This is a genomic window from bacterium, assembly GCA_026398675.1.
Taxonomy (GTDB): Bacteria; RBG-13-66-14; RBG-13-66-14; order RBG-13-66-14; family RBG-13-66-14; genus RBG-13-66-14.
This window is the reverse complement of the sequence record JAPLSK010000362.1, coordinates 1-15,312: the sequence shown is the minus strand read 5'-3', so window position 1 is coordinate 15,312 and position 15,312 is coordinate 1. Positions and strand designations below refer to the sequence as shown.

16 protein-coding genes are annotated in these 15,312 nt (G+C 67.7%); 8 read left to right on the top strand and 8 right to left on the bottom strand.

The window, feature by feature from the left end:
• Together nadA and NTW26_11025 are read right to left on the bottom strand one after the other, a co-directional pair.
• The coding region (gene nadA / locus NTW26_11030) for a quinolinate synthase NadA (GenBank protein MCX7022785.1) at positions 1-290 on the bottom strand (290 nt) is incomplete at its 3' end.
• A gap of 11 nt (positions 291-301) precedes the next feature.
• The gene (locus tag NTW26_11025) at positions 302-1,102 is read right to left on the bottom strand and encodes a hypothetical protein (protein ID MCX7022784.1); all 801 of its coding nucleotides are present in this window, start codon (positions 1,100-1,102) and stop codon (positions 302-304) included.
• Positions 1,103-1,354: 252 nt separating this feature from the next.
• Between NTW26_11025 and NTW26_11020 the strand changes: the two genes are divergently transcribed.
• From NTW26_11020 to NTW26_10995, 6 genes are all read left to right on the top strand, one after another.
• Positions 1,355-1,717 carry a hypothetical protein gene (locus tag NTW26_11020; protein ID MCX7022783.1) on the top strand — a complete coding sequence of 121 codons (363 nt, stop codon included), beginning with the start codon at positions 1,355-1,357 and terminating at the stop codon, positions 1,715-1,717.
• A 227-nt stretch (positions 1,718-1,944) separates the two neighbouring features.
• Positions 1,945-3,354 (top strand): bifunctional phosphoribosylaminoimidazolecarboxamide formyltransferase/IMP cyclohydrolase, encoded by a 1,410-nt coding sequence (gene purH / locus NTW26_11015; GenBank protein MCX7022782.1) that lies wholly within the window; start codon positions 1,945-1,947, stop codon positions 3,352-3,354.
• Positions 3,355-3,374: 20 nt separating this feature from the next.
• On the top strand, positions 3,375-4,661 hold the full coding sequence (gene purD, locus NTW26_11010; GenBank protein ID MCX7022781.1) for a phosphoribosylamine--glycine ligase: 1,287 nt from the start codon (positions 3,375-3,377) through the stop codon (positions 4,659-4,661).
• A 21-nt stretch (positions 4,662-4,682) separates the two neighbouring features.
• Positions 4,683-5,204: a 5-(carboxyamino)imidazole ribonucleotide mutase gene (gene purE / locus NTW26_11005; GenBank protein ID MCX7022780.1), complete on the top strand. Its 522-nt coding sequence runs from the start codon at positions 4,683-4,685 to the stop codon at positions 5,202-5,204.
• Between the two features lie 4 nt (positions 5,205-5,208).
• Entirely contained in the window at positions 5,209-6,609 is a 1,401-nt protein-coding gene (gene hslU, locus NTW26_11000) for an ATP-dependent protease ATPase subunit HslU (protein MCX7022779.1), read from the top strand.
• A 132-nt stretch (positions 6,610-6,741) separates the two neighbouring features.
• Positions 6,742-7,761 carry a hypothetical protein gene (locus NTW26_10995; protein MCX7022778.1) on the top strand — a complete coding sequence of 340 codons (1,020 nt, stop codon included), beginning with the start codon at positions 6,742-6,744 and terminating at the stop codon, positions 7,759-7,761.
• 380 nt (positions 7,762-8,141) lie between these two features.
• On the opposite strand, the gene NTW26_10990 is transcribed toward NTW26_10995, so the two are convergent.
• Both NTW26_10990 and NTW26_10985 read right to left on the bottom strand, forming a co-directional pair.
• Entirely contained in the window at positions 8,142-8,603 is a 462-nt protein-coding gene (locus NTW26_10990; GenBank protein MCX7022777.1) for a prepilin-type N-terminal cleavage/methylation domain-containing protein, read from the bottom strand.
• An 11-nt stretch (positions 8,604-8,614) separates the two neighbouring features.
• The gene (locus NTW26_10985) at positions 8,615-9,037 is read right to left on the bottom strand and encodes a DNA-binding protein (protein ID MCX7022776.1); all 423 of its coding nucleotides are present in this window, start codon (positions 9,035-9,037) and stop codon (positions 8,615-8,617) included.
• Between the two features lie 189 nt (positions 9,038-9,226).
• On the opposite strand from NTW26_10985, the gene NTW26_10980 reads away from it, so the two are divergent.
• Together NTW26_10980 and NTW26_10975 are read left to right on the top strand one after the other, a co-directional pair.
• A complete protein-coding gene (locus NTW26_10980) occupies positions 9,227-9,769 on the top strand; it encodes a hypothetical protein (GenBank protein ID MCX7022775.1) in 543 nt (180 codons plus the stop codon).
• Between the two features lie 213 nt (positions 9,770-9,982).
• Positions 9,983-11,425, top strand: coding sequence for a hypothetical protein (locus NTW26_10975; protein MCX7022774.1), 1,443 nt, complete (start codon positions 9,983-9,985; stop codon positions 11,423-11,425).
• 501 nt (positions 11,426-11,926) lie between these two features.
• Here NTW26_10975 and ribF read toward each other — a convergent pair.
• Genes ribF through rbfA form a run of 4 tightly spaced genes read right to left on the bottom strand, consistent with a single transcriptional unit; the run spans position 11,927 to position 15,135 of the window.
• The gene (gene ribF, locus NTW26_10970; GenBank protein MCX7022773.1) at positions 11,927-12,877 is read right to left on the bottom strand and encodes a riboflavin biosynthesis protein RibF; all 951 of its coding nucleotides are present in this window, start codon (positions 12,875-12,877) and stop codon (positions 11,927-11,929) included.
• A 9-nt stretch (positions 12,878-12,886) separates the two neighbouring features.
• On the bottom strand, positions 12,887-13,792 hold the full coding sequence (gene truB / locus NTW26_10965) for a tRNA pseudouridine(55) synthase TruB (protein MCX7022772.1): 906 nt from the start codon (positions 13,790-13,792) through the stop codon (positions 12,887-12,889).
• Positions 13,793-13,799: 7 nt separating this feature from the next.
• Positions 13,800-14,795: a bifunctional oligoribonuclease/PAP phosphatase NrnA gene (locus tag NTW26_10960; GenBank protein MCX7022771.1), complete on the bottom strand. Its 996-nt coding sequence runs from the start codon at positions 14,793-14,795 to the stop codon at positions 13,800-13,802.
• On the bottom strand, positions 14,788-15,135 hold the full coding sequence (rbfA, locus tag NTW26_10955) for a 30S ribosome-binding factor RbfA (GenBank protein ID MCX7022770.1): 348 nt from the start codon (positions 15,133-15,135) through the stop codon (positions 14,788-14,790). Before rbfA ends, NTW26_10960 begins: the two co-directional genes overlap by 8 nt.
• Between the last annotated feature and the right edge of the window lie 177 nt (positions 15,136-15,312).

Genomic DNA, 15,312 nt, shown 5'->3' with positions numbered 1-15,312 from the left:
GTAATCATCTCGGCCATGGGGCAGCCGGCGCGGAGCTCGGGCAGGAGCACCCGCTTTTCCGGGCAGAGGATGGCCGCCGTCTCGGCCATGAACTCCACGCCGCATAGCACGATGACCTTGGCGTCGGTCCCGGCGGCGTGGCGCGCCAGGCCGAGTGAATCGCCGGTCAGGTCGGCCGCCGCCTGTACCTCGGGGAGCTGGTAGTTGTGGGCCAGGATGACCGCCCCGCGCTCCCGGCGCAGGCGGGCTATCCCGTCCAGCATGAAGTCCGTTTCCAGCGGCTTGCCCATGGGATTCGCTGTCACCTCGGCTTCTTGTTGGCCAGGGCGTCCTGGTCGGTGTAGGTCTCGTACGGCTGCCCGGAAATTAGTTGGCTCATGAAACTCTCGAGGGGCAGAGGCTCGGGCCAGCCGTCCAGGGCGTCCGTCGCCCCGGAGGAGCCGTAGTCGGTCAGCTCGATGACCACGTCGGCCTTACCACTCTCGTCGGGGATGGAGACCCGGGCGACGCCGAAGAGCGGCACCTCGTCGGCGTACCAGACGTCGCCCGACTCGGAGGAGATTTTTGTGCAGGTGAACGCGCCCGTGGGGACCTCGACCTCCGCGTCCTCCTCCGTCTCGAACACGGCGGGCTCGGCGGACCCGTAGTTTTCACCCAACCCGCCGAGGGACGACAGGAACTCGCCGAGCATCTCCGGGGTCAGCGACAGGACCACGCGGTCCTCCATCTCGGGCGTGTCCATCCCGAGGAGTATCTCGCCGCCGAAGTTGCCGTAGTAGGCCAAAAGCGATTCGAGGCTGTCGAAGGGCGCCTCCTCGGCCCCGGGCTCCTGGACGTGTTTCGAGATGATCCCCTGGATGAACTCCCCGCCCCCCTCTTTCAGGGCCATCGCCAGGACGATCCACCCCATCCCGGGCAGCAGGAGGTTCACCTGGAGCCATTGCCCCTCCGAACGCTCGGGCAGCTCCACCAGGGAGACGGTCACGGCCGCCGTCCCGTCCACGTCGGCGTAGGTCACCCACTGGCCCGCCTCCCAGGGCGTCAGCACGAAGGCCGGCGTCCCGACGGCGAGAATTACGAGAAAAAGGGCGATTCGTCGCATCTTTCGACCATCCGTGGGTTGGGTGGGGGTGCGCCGCGGCGCGTGGGTATTATAGCCCGTCCGGAGAAGTTGAGACAAGGGGCTTAACCGAGCGAAGCGAGCTATGCCCTTGGCAAACCCCCTTGCCCTCCATCCTTGTGATGCGAAAGAGGTGCTTCTTGACACCCGATGAACCGGGCTCTATATTAGACTGGGGTCGAGGAAACCCGACGACGTGCGGGTCACGACGGGAAAATCGCCAAGGAGGAGCGGATGGGCAGTTCCGAGTACGAGGCTTACCGCCGCAAGCTCGAGCAGGAGGGGCGCATCGCGCTGTGGACCCTGTTGTTGGTGGGGGTGGCGGGCGTGGCCTTCGCCGTGATTCACGGGGTGCGCACCGGTTTCTCCCAGGGCGAGGCCTGGTTCACGCTCATCTTCGGCCTCTCCATGCTGGTGAACGCCTTCTTCCTCTCCCCCGTCTACCGCTATCTGGCGGCCGCCTTTGTGAGGCGCCGGCAGCGACTGCGCGGAGACCCCGTGGATGAGGAGCCCGACGCGACGGTCGTGCGGTGGGTGGACACAAAGGACGTCGAGGATTTACTCAAGAAGGAGCCCGAGGACCGGGGAAAGGGCTAGGGAGCGAACCACCCGCCGCGCCGTGAGGCCGTCGCCCCCCACGTCTCGCGCGAACGGTTCCGTGAAGCGGAGGTGCCGCCGGGTCGGCTGACGCCCCGGCGGCTTGTATGTTAAAATACGCCTCCCCGCATTCCCGACGCGGGTCGAAGCCGGAAAACTTTCGTCTTGCGTCTTTCATTTCCCCTTCCGGTGAAGGGGAGTCCAACGCCCGGGCGGTTTTTTAGAACATGAGCGACCTTCTGATTCCCCGCCGAGCCCTGGCCAGCGTGTCCGACAAGACCGGGCTGGTGGACTTCCTCCACCGCCTCAAGGGCATCGAGCTGCTCTCCACCGGCGGCACCGCCGGCGTTCTGCGCGAGGCCGGACTCTCGGTCATCGAGGTGGCGGATTACACCGGCTCACCGGAGATTCTGGGCGGAAGGGTCAAGACGCTGCACCCGCGCATCCACGCCGGCATCCTCTCCCGACGGACCGAGGATGACCAGCGGGACCTGGAGAGAATCGGCACCGTGGAGATAGACCTGGTGGTGGTGAACCTCTACCCCTTCGCCGAGACGGTGGCCCGCGGGGCCGCCCCCGAGGAGGCCGTCGAGCAGATAGACATCGGCGGGGTGGCCCTGTTGCGCGCGGCGGCCAAGAACTTCAACCACGTCATCACCCTCTGCGACCCGGCCGATTACCCGACCGTCATGGAGGAGATAAACGCCGGCGGGGTGACGCTGGAACGCAGGCGCAACCTGGCGGCCAAGGTCTTCGCCCACACCGCGGTCTACGACGCGGCCATCACCGCGTATCTGACCCGCGGGGAGGGGTTCCCCGAGCTCTACATCGCGGCGTATCGCAAGGGGCGCGAGCTGCGCTACGGCGAGAACCCGCACCAGCCCGCGGCGCTTTACGTGCCACTCATGGGCGGCGGGGGGCTTGCATCGGCCGAGCCGCTCTCGGGCAAGGCCTTGAGCTTCAACAACTACTGGGATATCGCCTCGGCGTGGAACGCGGTGTGCGATTTCTCCGGACCTGCGGCGGCCGTCGTCAAGCACACCAACCCCTGCGGCCTGGCCGAGGCCCCCACCCTTGAGCGGGCCTACGAGCTGGCTCTCGAGGGCGACCCGCTCTCAGCCTTCGGCTCCATCGTCGCCCTGAACCGCACCGTGGACGAAAAGACCGCGGAGCTCGTCCACGATACCCGCTTCATCGAGTGCGCCGTGGCGCCCGACTTCGCTCCGGGCGTCCTCGAACTTTTAATCAAGAAATCCCAGCGGCGCTTCATCGCCCTGGGGGTGCCCGAGCCGTCCCGGGGGCTCGAGGGGCGCTTCATCCCCGGCGGCCTGCTCCTCCAGGGGCCCGACGATGAGTGGTCCGTCGAGGAGCGCGTGGTGACGAAGCGGACCCCGACCGAGGAGGAGTGGGCGGCGCTGCGGTTCGCCTGGCGCGCGGTCAAGCACGTCAAGAGCAACGCCGTCGTCCTGACCTGCCGGGAGCCCGACGGCGCGTGCTGGCTGGTCGGGGTGGGCGCCGGGCAGATGAGCCGCGTGGATTCAGCCTTCATCGCGGTGCGCAAGGCCGATGCGCGGGCACGGGGCTCCGTGGCCGCTTCGGACGCCTTCTTCCCCATGCCCGACGGTGTGGAGGGATAGGGAGGGGGGGGAGGCGACACATGCGCGTCTTCATCGTAGGGGGCGGCGGACGTGAGCACGCCCTGGCCTGGGGTGTGTCCCGCTCCCCCAGGCTCGAAAAGCTTTACGCCTACCCCGGAAACGCCGGTATCGCCGGCATCGCCGAGATTCCGCCCCTACCCGGCGACGAGATAGGGACGCTGGTGGATTTCGCCCGCGGGGCGGCCATAGACCTCACCATCGTCGGGCCCGAGGCTCCGCTCGACGGCGGCATCGTTGACGAGTTCGGGCGCTCCGGGCTCACCATCTTCGGACCCACCCGAGCGGCCGCGCGCATCGAGTCCTCCAAGGCCTTCGCCAAGGAGCTCATGGCGTCCGTCGGCGTGCCCACGGCGTCCTTCGGCGTCTTCGACGATTTCAACGCCGCCTGGAAATACGGGAGCACACACTCACTACCCCTGGTGGTGAAGGCCGACGGGCTGGCCGGCGGCAAGGGCGCGCTAATCTGCGAGACCCCGGCCAAGCTCGAAAAGGCCCTGGATGCCATGCTGCACACCGGCGCCTTCGGGCAGGCCGGCAAGACCGTCGTCATCGAGGAGTTTCTGCACGGCGAGGAGGTGTCCCTCTTCGTCTTGGCCGACGGGGGTGCCGGAACCTGCGTGCTCGCCTGCGCCCAGGATTACAAGCGCATCGGAGACGGGGATACCGGGCCGAACACCGGGGGGATGGGGGCCTATTCGCCGGTGTCCATCGTGAACGACGAGCTGGTGGCGCACGTCATGCGGACGGTGGTGGAGCCGACGCTCAAGGGGATGACGGCGGTGGGTCACCCCTTCGCCGGGATGCTCTACGCCGGGTTGATGCTGACGGAGGACGGGCCGCGCATCATCGAGTACAACTGCCGCTTCGGCGACCCCGAGACCCAGGCCATCGTCCCCCGCGTGGCCGACGACCTCTTGATGCTCATCTACGCAGCCGCCACCGGGCACCTGCCCGTGAAGCAGGTGAACCTGACCAAGAAGAAGGCGGCCTGCGTCGTCCTGGCCAGCGAGGGCTACCCGGGGCGCATCCAGACCGGGCGCGAGATCACGGGCATCGGCCACGACGATTACGTCAGCGTCGTCTTCCACTCCGGGACGCGGGTGAGCGAGGGGAAGACCGTCACCGACGGGGGGCGCGTGCTCGGGGTAACCGGCATGGGGGCCACCATCCGAGCCGCGGTGCACAACGCCTACCAGCGGGCGGAGAAAATCCACTTCAAGGGCAAGACGTTGCGAAAGGACATCGCCTGGCACGAGCTGGAGCGGTCGAAGAACTCGTCAGGCTAGGGGGAACACTAGGGAGGCGCGTTGAGCGGGAAAAGCGAAAAGAAGGTGGCCGTGCTCCTGGGCTCGGCCTCGGACAAGCCGGTGATGGACGCCGCCTTCGAGATTCTAAGGGAGTTCGGCGTCGGTTTCACCGGCCGCGTGCTCTCGGCTCACCGAACGCCCGAAGAGGTCGTTCGATTCGTCGCCGAGGCGGAGGCCGGGGGCGTCGAGATCTTCATCTGCGGGGCAGGGATGGCGGCCCACCTGGCGGGAACGGTGGCCGCAAACACGACAAAACCGGTCCTGACCGTCCCACTGGAGTCCGGCGGCCTGGGGGGACTGGACGCGCTCCTGGCGAGCGTCCAGATGCCGGGGGGTGTCCCCGTGGCCGTCTTCGCCTTGGGGCGGGCCGGGGCGCAGAACGCCGCCCTATTCGCCATCCAGTGCCTGGCCCTGTCGGATAAAGAACTGGCGTCCAGGCTCGCCGAGCACCGCGAATCCCAGCGGGTGAAGGTCCGGCGGGACGACGGAGAACTACAGCGAGAGCTCGGCGATGGAGAATAATATCATGCCCCTCGAACCGGAAGAAAAGCGGCTGAGCTCCGAGGAGCTCACGCCACGGCGCATCGTGCTCGAACTGGACCGCTACATCGTGGGTCAGGACGACGCCAAGCGCTCGGTGGCGGTGTCCCTGCGCAACCGCTGGCGGCGGCTCCAACTCCCCCCCGAGATAGCCTTCGAGATAACGCCCAAGAACATCATCCTCATCGGCCCCACCGGGGTGGGCAAGACGGAGATAGCCCGGCGGCTGGCCCGCCTGGTCGGCGCCCCCTTCGTCAAGGTGGAGGCCTCTAAGTTCACCGAGGTCGGTTACGTGGGCCGGGACGTGGAATCAATCATCCGCGACCTGACCGATATCGCGATGAACATGGTGCGCGAGGAGGAGCGCGCCCGCGTCGCCGCGGAGGCCACGAAACAGGCCGAGGAGAAGCTCCTCGATCTCCTGTTGCCCCGCCCGCCGTCGCTGCCCGGTCCCGGGGCGACCGACCAGGAGCGGCAGGAATACGCCGAGGCCCTGGCCCACCACGAGCGCAGCGTGGAAAAGCTGCGCGCGCTTCTGGCGGCCGGCGAGCTGGAGGACCGCGAGGTGGACGTGAGCGTGGCGACCTCCGACAACCCCGTCATCAGCGCCTTCTCCGGAGCGGGGCTGGAGGGCATGGGGCTCGACCTGTGCGACATGCTCTCGGGACTTATACCCAAGAAGAAGAAGCGGGTGCGGCTGAAGGTCTCCGAGGCCCGCCGGGTCCTGGTGGGCTCGGAATCCGAACGCCTCATGGACCAGGAGAAGGTCACCCGAGAGGCCCTCGCCCGCACGGAGACGACCGGCATAGTCTTCCTGGACGAGTTGGACAAGATAGTCGCCGGCGGTTCGACGCAAGGACCCGACGTCTCCCGGGAAGGCGTCCAGCGCGACCTCTTACCCCTCGTCGAGGGCACCACGGTCAAAACGAAGTACGGTCTGGTCTCCACGGACCATATTCTTTTCATTGCGGCCGGGGCCTTCCACCAGAAAAAACCGTCGGACCTCATGCCCGAACTTCAGGGCCGCTTCCCCATCCGGGTAAAGCTCCACTCCCTGACGAAGGAGGATTTCACCCGCATCCTCACCGAGCCGAAGAACGCGCTGGTAAAACAGTACCAGTCGCTTCTCGGCACGGAACGCCTCCGGCTGGAGTTCGCGCCCGGCGCCGTCGAGCGCCTAGCCGAGCTCGCCGAGTATATCAACACCCACACCCAGGACATCGGCGCCCGAAGACTCCACACGGTCCTCGAGGCCCTGCTTGAAGAGGCGTCCTTCGAGGCCGCCGACTTGGATCGGGAGCAGAAGCTCATCGTCACTACACAATACATTGACGAGAAGCTGGCGAACCTCGCCAAGGACGAGGACCTCTCCCGGTACATCCTCTAGCCCCTAAGGGGTGTTCGTAGGGGCGGGGTTCCACCCCCGCCCGCCGCGCGTCCTCTTCAACCGCGGGCGACCGCAGAGGGTCGCCCCTACAGGGGGTCCGGGGTTTTCACCGATCCCCGCACGAGGTTTTCGATGAATCATTACAGCATCAACCGCTACGGGCTTTTTGCCATGGCCGTTCCGGGCACCCTGGCTGTGCTGGCGATGTGGAGGGTGGGGGTCAACCTCTTCTCCATTTTTGGGGTGGACGTGGACGATTTGACCGGCGCGCTGGTGTTCCTGGCTCTCGCGCTCGGCGCGGGGCTTCTTTTGACCGCCCTCTTCGGTTGGTTCGGCCGGTTGGTCCAGCAGCTCTTCTTCGGACGGATACCGGGCAGCTTCTTTCTGGATCGCGCGAGCCGCGAGGCGGGACCGATGAAGGTGAAGCTGGCGCACGGCGCCGGGCATTCCCTCGACCGCAACTTCCCCCAGACCTTTGCCAACGCCTTCCGCAACTACTTCAAGTACGAGACCGCCAACGACGAGCTGCGCGACCGCTTGTGCCTGTCGGCGCTGGCCGAGCACTCCGCCGAGGTTCGCCGCCGTCTGGAGCGGCTGGAGGCGGGGGGGCTGATGCGGATAAACTTCGCCGGGCTTTTCCTCCTCTACGCGCTCGCAAGGCTGGCGTGGATTCTCACGTCGGGGTCGGCCTTCACCCCCCTGTACATCGTGGAGCCGGCGCTGTCCCTGTTGTTGTTCCTCGGCTTCGTCTGGAGCTACCTGAGCCTGGTGGGCGTCTACTACCACGAGCTCTACCTGGCTTTCTTCGCCCTGACCGTGGAGGAAAACGTGGACCGGCCCCAAGTCCGGCTCCAGACCCGCGAGGACGACCGTCCCCGGAATAGGCACCCTCGGAGGAGGCCGGACTCGGGCGGTGGTGACCGTCCCTCGGACGGCCGGGATCGGCCGCAGGGCGGTAACCGTCCCTCGGGAGGCGGTAACCGTCCCTCGGGTGGAGGTGACCGTTCCTCGGGAGGTGGCAACCGTCCTCCGGGCGGCAGAGATCGAAATCGTTCCTCGGGCGACAGAGATCGTTCCTCCGGCGGAGGTGATCGTTCCTCCGACGGTAGAGACCGACCCCCGGGTGGAGATCAACCCCCCCGCGAAGGATAGACAAAGAGGGGCCCGGCGCCCCTCTTCTTTTTGAAATTACGCGGCGGCCCGCTCCAGGGGCCGCCCTAGTCATCGTAATCAGCATGGCATAGGCCGGGGTGAGGGCTACCGCTTGTCCCCTCCCCCCTTTGGGGGGACGGTTAGGGTGAGGGGCGATCAGCGGGCGGGTGTGGACACCCGTCCCAACGTCCAACCCTCAATCCACGCCGTAGCCCGCGGGTGGACCTAAAGGTCCGCCCCTACGTCATCGCAGTCAGTTGTGAGCGTCGCCTTAGAAAAAACGGCGGGGACTAAAGTCCCCGCCCTACATTCGGGTTCGAATGACACGAAGGACGGATGCTTACACCCGCCCCTGCATCATTAATCGCCACCCTGACGGCCTACCTCGACGGGGTGGAGAGCTGGCTTACCTCCATCCGTTCCAGCCTCCCGCCGGGCGGCCGCCAGAGCAGCTCCACCTTCAGCCGGAGAAAGCCGGTCGGGAGGTCGAAGTCGCCGGGGACGAGCCCCGATTCGGCCAGGGCCTCAGCCAGCCGCTCCCCCTCGAGGTCGGGCTTAAGATCCGCCGAGAGCACCCACCAGCGGCGGGTGTAGAACCCCTCGGGCGAGTCGGAGTAGGGCTCCAGCCGCGCCCCGCGGGCGAGCTCCGTCGGGTCCAGCGCCGCCAGGGAATCCAGCCGCTCCTTGGCGTAGAGAGCCGCCCGACCCGCCATCCCCCCCGCCGCCACCCCCTCCTCGGCCCCGGGGATGGCCAAAAGCACCCCCGTAACGCCGATTAGAAGGATGGCGCTGGCGATGAGCATCTCGATGAGGGTGAACCCCCGCTCGCCGCTTCCGCTCATAGTAGTTTCGCCTAGGGCCAGCAGACGAGACCGGTGGTTTCGTCGTGAACCCGCTCCAGTTCCTTGCCGGTGAACTCGACGAGGACCAGCTCGGTCAGAAAGACCGTGGCCCGGCCCAGGTGACCGCCGTACATCCGCCCCTCGTGGTCGGCCAGACCGACGTGGAGGTGGGCGTGGCAGCGGCCCTCCCGCCGGGAGACGTTGCCCAGGAGGAAGACTATCTCCAGGCCGCCGGTGAGCTCAAGCTCGTGGTAGTCGTGGGTCTTCTGGTCGTAGAAGCCGATTACCGCCTCCGCCACGGCCCCGATGCCCGAGATGAACCCCTGCGCGATGCCGTGCTCGTTGACCAGGCGGTCAATGTAGGCCACCAGCTCCTCGCCCTTGGGAACGCGGGCGAGGAACCGGCGCCCCTCGCTGAATTCGTAAAGGCCCACGCCCCTCCTTCTCCGTGGTTACGTAACAATCATACCACGCCGCCGCGGACATTGGGACTTCACCCGTGACCGTCCAACCCGACCGGGGCGTGAGTTACCGCCCCACCGGCCTATATTCCGGGCGGCCTTGAACGGCCGGCGGTTTTCGGGTAGGATTGGGTAATCCGTTCGATAACCCAAGGAGCGACCATGCGCAAGATGTTTATCCTCGTGCCGTTGCTTCTGGCCCTGCCGAGCCTGGCCTTCTTCTCCGTGGGCGCCCGGGTCGGGTACCTCATGCCCCTGGGCGATTATGCCGACACCTTCTCCGGCGGTTTCACCTGCGGCCTCAAGTTCGACCTCGGCATCCTCCCCTTCCTGGACACCTCCCTCAACATCACCTACGTCGAGGGCACGGTAAAGGAGAACTCCTACGGCATCCCCTCCACGGAGATGAACTCCATCGTGCCGATCTTCCTGCAGGCCAAGTTCAAGCTGCCCGGCATCATCACCCCCTACGTCCTGGCCGGATTCGGGCTCTACTTCTACAGCCTGGAGTACACCAACGAGGACACCGGGGAATATGTGGACGAAACGGGGGCCAAGTTCGGCTACAACGCGGGGCTGGGGCTGGAGATGGGCTTTCTCGGCTTCATGGGGGCCTACGCGGACGGGACGTACCACTGGGCCGACACCGAGCCGGCGACCATCAACTCCATCACCTTCCAGGCCGGGTTTTACGTGGGATTCTAGTCGCAGGCGTTGGAGCGTTCGGGGAGTCCGCGGGCTCCCCGTTCTGGTAGAATGTCACCGTCTGGTGAGACAAGGTGTGGAACAAGGGGTTTAACCGAGCGAACCGAGCGAAGCGAGCTACGCCCCCGGCGAACCGAGCTATGCCCACGGCAAAACCCCTTGTCTTACCCCTTGCCCCATTATCAATAATCGGCCGTCGCGTTCGGAGCCGTGGTGAGAAAAACCACCCTTCTACTGCTGCTCCCCGCCCTCGCCGGCGCCTGGTACGAGGGTCCGGCGGACACCTCGGCGGTCCACGACGACGCGTGGTGGAGCCGGGCCGCGGCCCACCGCGAGCGCGCCTTCATCCCGGTGGTCTGGGATGAGGGGCTCGTCGAATTGACTTACAGCGAAACCCCGCCGGAGCTGGTTGGCGTCTACCTGGTCGGCCTCCGGGCGGGGTGGGAGTCCAAGCTCACCGAGCTGGAGCGGATGCTGGCCGAGGGGCGGATAAATTGCGTCGTCTTCGACGCCAAGCCGGCGCCCGGTGAAATCTGCTTCCCCCTGGAGGTTCCAGAGGAGCCGCGACCGGAGCTGGCGACCTACCCCCCGCCCCGCGGCTCGCCCGCAGACGCGCCCGACCTCTCGCCCGAGGGGCTGGCCTGGAAGCTCGGGGCGGTCCATTCCTACTACGACCTGCCGGGGCTGGTGGAGCGCCTCCACGGGGCCGGGGCCTACGTCATCGCCCGGGTCGTCGTTCACTACGACCGCTACCTGGCGGAATACGACCCCCGGGGCGAGCCCAAGGACGCCCTGGCGGTCAAGGACGAGCGCACGGGAGAGGCCTGGGTGGGCCACGCCGACTCCGTCTGGGTGGACCCCTACGCCGAGGAAGCCTGGGACTACCACCTCGCCGTGGCCCTGGCCTGCGCCGAGGCCGGGGTGGATGAAATCCAGTTCGATTACCTGCGCTTCCCCACCGAGGGCGACGTCCTCTACGCCTACACCCCCCACGCCGGGGGGCGGTCCAAGGAGTGGGCGATCAACGCCTTCCTGGACCGGGCGGAGGAGGTGCTACGCCCGACGGGGGTGAAGCTCTCCGTGGACGTCTTCGGCTTCTCCGCCCTCTACGAGAAACGCAACCCCGAGGGGCAGGACGTGGACGACATGGCCCTCCGGCTGGACGCCATCTCGCCGATGGACTACCCGAGCCACTTCGGCTCCGGCTTTTACACGGGGCCGGGTCGGACCTGGCGGATTTGGGAAGACTGCGCGGCGGTGCTGAAAGGGCGTCTGGAGGCGGCGGAATACGTGGCGCCTCCGCCGCCCGATTTCCGGGCGGGTTCCACCCGGACCCTCCTCGAGCTGGCCCACCCGGGTATGATCTACCGGTACTCGCCGCCGCCGGAATTCCCCGGCACCCTGTCATCCTGCTCCAATCGGCCCTTCCTCCAGGCCTTCGACCTCATGGCGCCCTCGGACTTCACCGGGTACGTACGGGACCAGATTCGCGGGGCGCTGACCGGCGGCGCCGACGGCTACATCTTCTGGCACGCCAACTCGAATTACGGGCCGCTCTGGCCGGCGCTGGACCCGCGGTGGAGGCCGCTGCCCCCGCCGCTCAACCCCCCGCCCAAGGTCGAGCCCCTCCCGGAGGTCCCCACGGGAGCGCGGTAGGGAACGGGCCGGGGGTGAGTGTTGTGCGTGTCCCCTCTCCCTCCGGGAGAGGGTTAGGGTGAGGGCTACCTTATAAGAAAGCGGGCCGACCTGAACGGCGCGCCGTCGGTCGGCCCCTACGTCATCGCAATTCGCGGCGGCCCGCAGAGGGGCCGCCCTACGTCACCACAACCTGCAATGCGCGGTCTCCCTCTCCCTGTGGGAGCGGCACGCCGACGGGGTGGGGTGAGGGTCGGGGTCGGGAATGTAAAAGCGCCGGCCCGCGTGTCCCCTCCCCCCGTGGGGGGGAGGGGTAGGGTGAGGGGCGGGCCGACCTGAGCGGCGCGCCGACGGGCTAGGGTGAGGGTCGGGGTCGGGAATGTAAAAGCGCCGGCCCGCGGGCGGGTCAGGAGACCCGCCCCTACGTCATCGCAGCGAGGCACGGGTCAGGGTGAGGGCTACATTAAAAAAACGGCGGGGATAAAAAATTCCCCGCCCGACATTTTGCTACCAACGCGACTTTCAGGCGTACTCCACCCCGTCGGGGTGCGCCGCCCACCAGTCCCGGGCCGCTTGACCGTCCAGCTCGATCCGCGCCTTTAGCGCGTCGAGATCGGGGAAGCGCACCTCATCGCGCAGCCGGGCGTGGAAATCCACCGCCATCGCCGCCCCGTAGGCGTCCATCCGCTGATCGAAGAGGTGAACCTCCATAATCGGCTTGGTTCCACGGGGTGAGTCCTCCACCGTCGGGCGCCAGCCGATGTTGGCCACCCCCCGGTAGACGTGCCCGATGAGCCGCCCCTCCACGGCGTAAACCCCCGGCTTGGGCGGCATCTCGTAGTAATCGGGGACGTTGGCCGTGGGAAAGCCGAGCTTGCGCGCCAGCCCGAGCCCCTTCACCACCCGGCCCATCAGGCGGTGCGGCTTGCCCAGAAGGCAGGCCGCCCGGGAGACGTCACCCTCGGCCAAGAGGCCGCGGACGGTCTTGCTCTTGACGACCAGCCCGCACTCGATCACGGGCTCGAGCACCTCGTCGCGGAGGCCGAGCCCTCGGGCCAGCTCGCCGAGCTTCTCCGCGTCCGCGTGGTCGGAGCCGAAGTGGTGGTCGTAGCCCCGCGCCATTCCGGTCATCCCCAGCTCCTCCACGAGCCGGCGGAGGAGCGCCTCGGCGGTGAGCGCGGCGAAGGCGGGGTCGAACTCCACCAGGATGGCGGCGTCGGCCCCGGCCAGGGCGAGGAGCTCGAGACGGCGCTCGACGCTGGTCAGCGGCTCCGGGGCGCTCTCGGGCCGGAGGACGGCCAGGGGGTGGCGCCGGAAGGTGAGCACCACCGCCGGGTCGTCCCCCGACATCTCGTCGAGGAGGGCCACGAGGTGCTGATGCCCCCGGTGTACCCCGTCGAAGGTTCCGACGGTGAAGCAGCCGCCGGGTTGTAGGCGGCCCCGGGCGGATTCGATGCCGGGGTAGAGGTCCATGGCGCCTAATTAGGAATCGGGGGTGACGATGGTCGTCCGGGGCTGGATGACCGCGCCGCCGGGACCGGGCTCCACCTGGCCCACGCCGACGAAACCCTCGGGCCCGTACACGCGCAGGAGGGTCCCCACGGGATGCCGCTCACCCAAGGTCACCGGGATGCCGTGCAGGTAGCGGGTGAGCTCATCGGCGGACACCCGGCACTTGGTGAGGTAGGCCAGCGAGCGCTCGGGCTGGACCAGCTTCTCCAGGGCCGCCTCGCGGAGCTCCGCGGGCGGACGGTCCACTCCGAGGGCCTCCTCCACGGTGAAAACCCCGTTGCGCGTGCGGACCAGACCGGCCAGATGGGCCCCGCAGCCGATGACCCGGCCCATGTCGTTGGCCAGGGCGCGGACGTATGTCCCCTTGGAACAGGAGATGAGGACCTCGACCTGCGGGCCCTCGATAGCGACCAAATCGAAAGTGAAGACGTTCACCGGCCGGGGCGGGACGTGGACGGGCTTCCCCCGCCGGGCCAGCTTGTAGAGCCTCTCCCCGTTCACCTTGGCCGCGGAAAATGGGGGGGGGCTCTGCATTATCTCGCCCGTGAACCGGGGGAGAATCCCCTCGACGGCGGCGCGCAGGTCCGCGGGCGGATCCCCCTCGTCGGTCACCTTCCCCTCGGAGTCGTAGGTGTCGGTGGCGACGCCGAAGCGGATCCAGGCGCGGTACTCCTTCTGGGCGGCCATCAACAGCTCCACCAGCCGCGTGGCCCGCCCGAGGCAGATAACCAGCACCCCGGTGGCGATGGGGTCCAGCGAGCCGGTGTGGCCCATCTTCTTCATGCCCAGGGCGCGGCGCAGCTTGCGGATGACGTCGAAGCTGGTCCAGCCCGCCGGTTTGTCGCAGTTTAAAACGCCTGTGAGCTCTTCGGCCACGTTCCCCCTACCCCTCCGGTCCGCCGTCCATGGCGGAGCGCACCGTCTCGATGACCCAGCGCCGGGCCTCGGCGAGGGTCCCCTCAAATCGGGCCCCGGCCGCGCACGGATGACCGCCGCCGCCGATGAGCCGGGCCAGCTCGTTCACCAGCACGCCGCCCTTCGACCGCAGCGACAGCTTCACCAGCCCGCCCGGATCCTCTCGCAGAAAAGCCCCCACCTCGACCCCCTCGATTCCGCGCGCGTAGTCCACGATGTCGTCGGTGTCCTCCACGTCGGCGCCGGTCTGGGAAAGCATCTCCAGCGTGACGCTGATCAGGGCCAGCCGACCCTCCAGCTCCCGCTCCAGCGTCTTGAGGGCGAGCCCCAGGAGGCGGTAGCGCTCGAAGCGGTGGGATTCGTAGACCCGGTGCGCCACCCGGTCCGTTTTCAGGCCCAGCTCGATAAGCTCGGCGGTTATCCGCAGGCACCGGGCGTCGGTGTTGGGGTAGCGGAATCCGCCGGTATCGGTGTCTATGGCGGCGTAGAGGCCCTCGGCGGCGGGCACGTCCACCGGCCAGCCGAGGCGCCCGAGGAGCTCGTAAACCAGCACGCCGCTGGCGGCGGCCGTCGGGTCCACCATGTTGACACCGCCGAAGGGGGTGACGTCGGTGTGATGGTCAATGAGGACGACCCTCTCCTTGCGCGCCAGAATCCGGTTGTGCTCCGGGCCCAGTCGCCAGATGTCGCTGCAATCAATCACCACGACCGCGTCGGCGGCGTCGAGGAAACCCAGGTCGCGGGTGAAGAGCTCGGCCCCGACCAAGAAGCGGTAGGGCGCCGGGACGGGATCGGGGCAGTAGCAGACGACCTCCGCGCCCCGCCCCGAGGCCAGGTGGGCCAGGGCGGCGGTACTCCCAACGGCGTCGCCGTCGGGGTTGACGTGGGTGGCCAGGAAAAGGCGGCGGGCGCCCCCTATCAAAGCCGCGGCGCCGTCGAAATCTACTGTCGGGCCCTCACTCATCCCCCGGCTCCTCGGTGTCGCGGAGCAGGCGGGAAACCCGCTCGCTCCGACGCAGGTCGTTGTCGAAGATGAAGCGCAGCTCCGGCGTGCTGCGCAGGTTCAGCCTCTCCGCCAGGCCCCGGCGCAGGTACCCGGAGGCGCGTTCGAGCGCCAGGACGGCCCGGGCGGCGTCCGCCTCGTCGCCGAAGACGTCCACGTAAACCTTGGCGTAGAGGAGGTCCGTCGAGATCACGACGTCGGTGAGGGTGACCTCCTTGACGCGGGTGTCCCGCATCTCGAGGATGAGGTCGGCGAGGGTGCTCCGGATAAGCTTGCCCACCTGGAGTGTACGTTTACCCATGCCGCGCCCTCACGGTCGCGCCGCCCTAGTTCCCGACGGGCAAAAGAGTATAGCACGCCGAAGGGGGTCCATCAAGGAAGGGCCCGCCGTTTCCCTTTCCCCGCAGGAGCGGCGCGCCGACGGGGATGGGGGTGAGGGCTGCCGCATGTCCCCTCTCCCTTTTAGGGAGAGGGTTAG

Bases quoted from the DNA above. Each gene is read 5' to 3' on its own strand.
- NTW26_11025 (MCX7022784.1), bottom strand. From the start codon at position 1,102: ATGCGACGAATCGCCCTTTTTCTCGTAATTCTCGCCGTCGGGACGCCG.
- NTW26_11020 (MCX7022783.1), top strand. From the start codon at position 1,355: ATGGGCAGTTCCGAGTACGAGGCTTACCGCCGCAAGCTCGAGCAGGAG.
- purH (MCX7022782.1), top strand. From the start codon at position 1,945: ATGAGCGACCTTCTGATTCCCCGCCGAGCCCTGGCCAGCGTGTCCGAC.
- purD (MCX7022781.1), top strand. From the start codon at position 3,375: ATGCGCGTCTTCATCGTAGGGGGCGGCGGACGTGAGCACGCCCTGGCC.
- hslU (MCX7022779.1), top strand. From the start codon at position 5,209: ATGCCCCTCGAACCGGAAGAAAAGCGGCTGAGCTCCGAGGAGCTCACG.
- NTW26_10995 (MCX7022778.1), top strand. From the start codon at position 6,742: ATGAATCATTACAGCATCAACCGCTACGGGCTTTTTGCCATGGCCGTT.
- NTW26_10990 (MCX7022777.1), bottom strand. From the start codon at position 8,603: ATGAGCGGAAGCGGCGAGCGGGGGTTCACCCTCATCGAGATGCTCATC.
- NTW26_10980 (MCX7022775.1), top strand. From the start codon at position 9,227: ATGCGCAAGATGTTTATCCTCGTGCCGTTGCTTCTGGCCCTGCCGAGC.
- ribF (MCX7022773.1), bottom strand. From the start codon at position 12,877: ATGGACCTCTACCCCGGCATCGAATCCGCCCGGGGCCGCCTACAACCC.
- NTW26_10960 (MCX7022771.1), bottom strand. From the start codon at position 14,795: ATGAGTGAGGGCCCGACAGTAGATTTCGACGGCGCCGCGGCTTTGATA.
- rbfA (MCX7022770.1), bottom strand. From the start codon at position 15,135: ATGGGTAAACGTACACTCCAGGTGGGCAAGCTTATCCGGAGCACCCTC.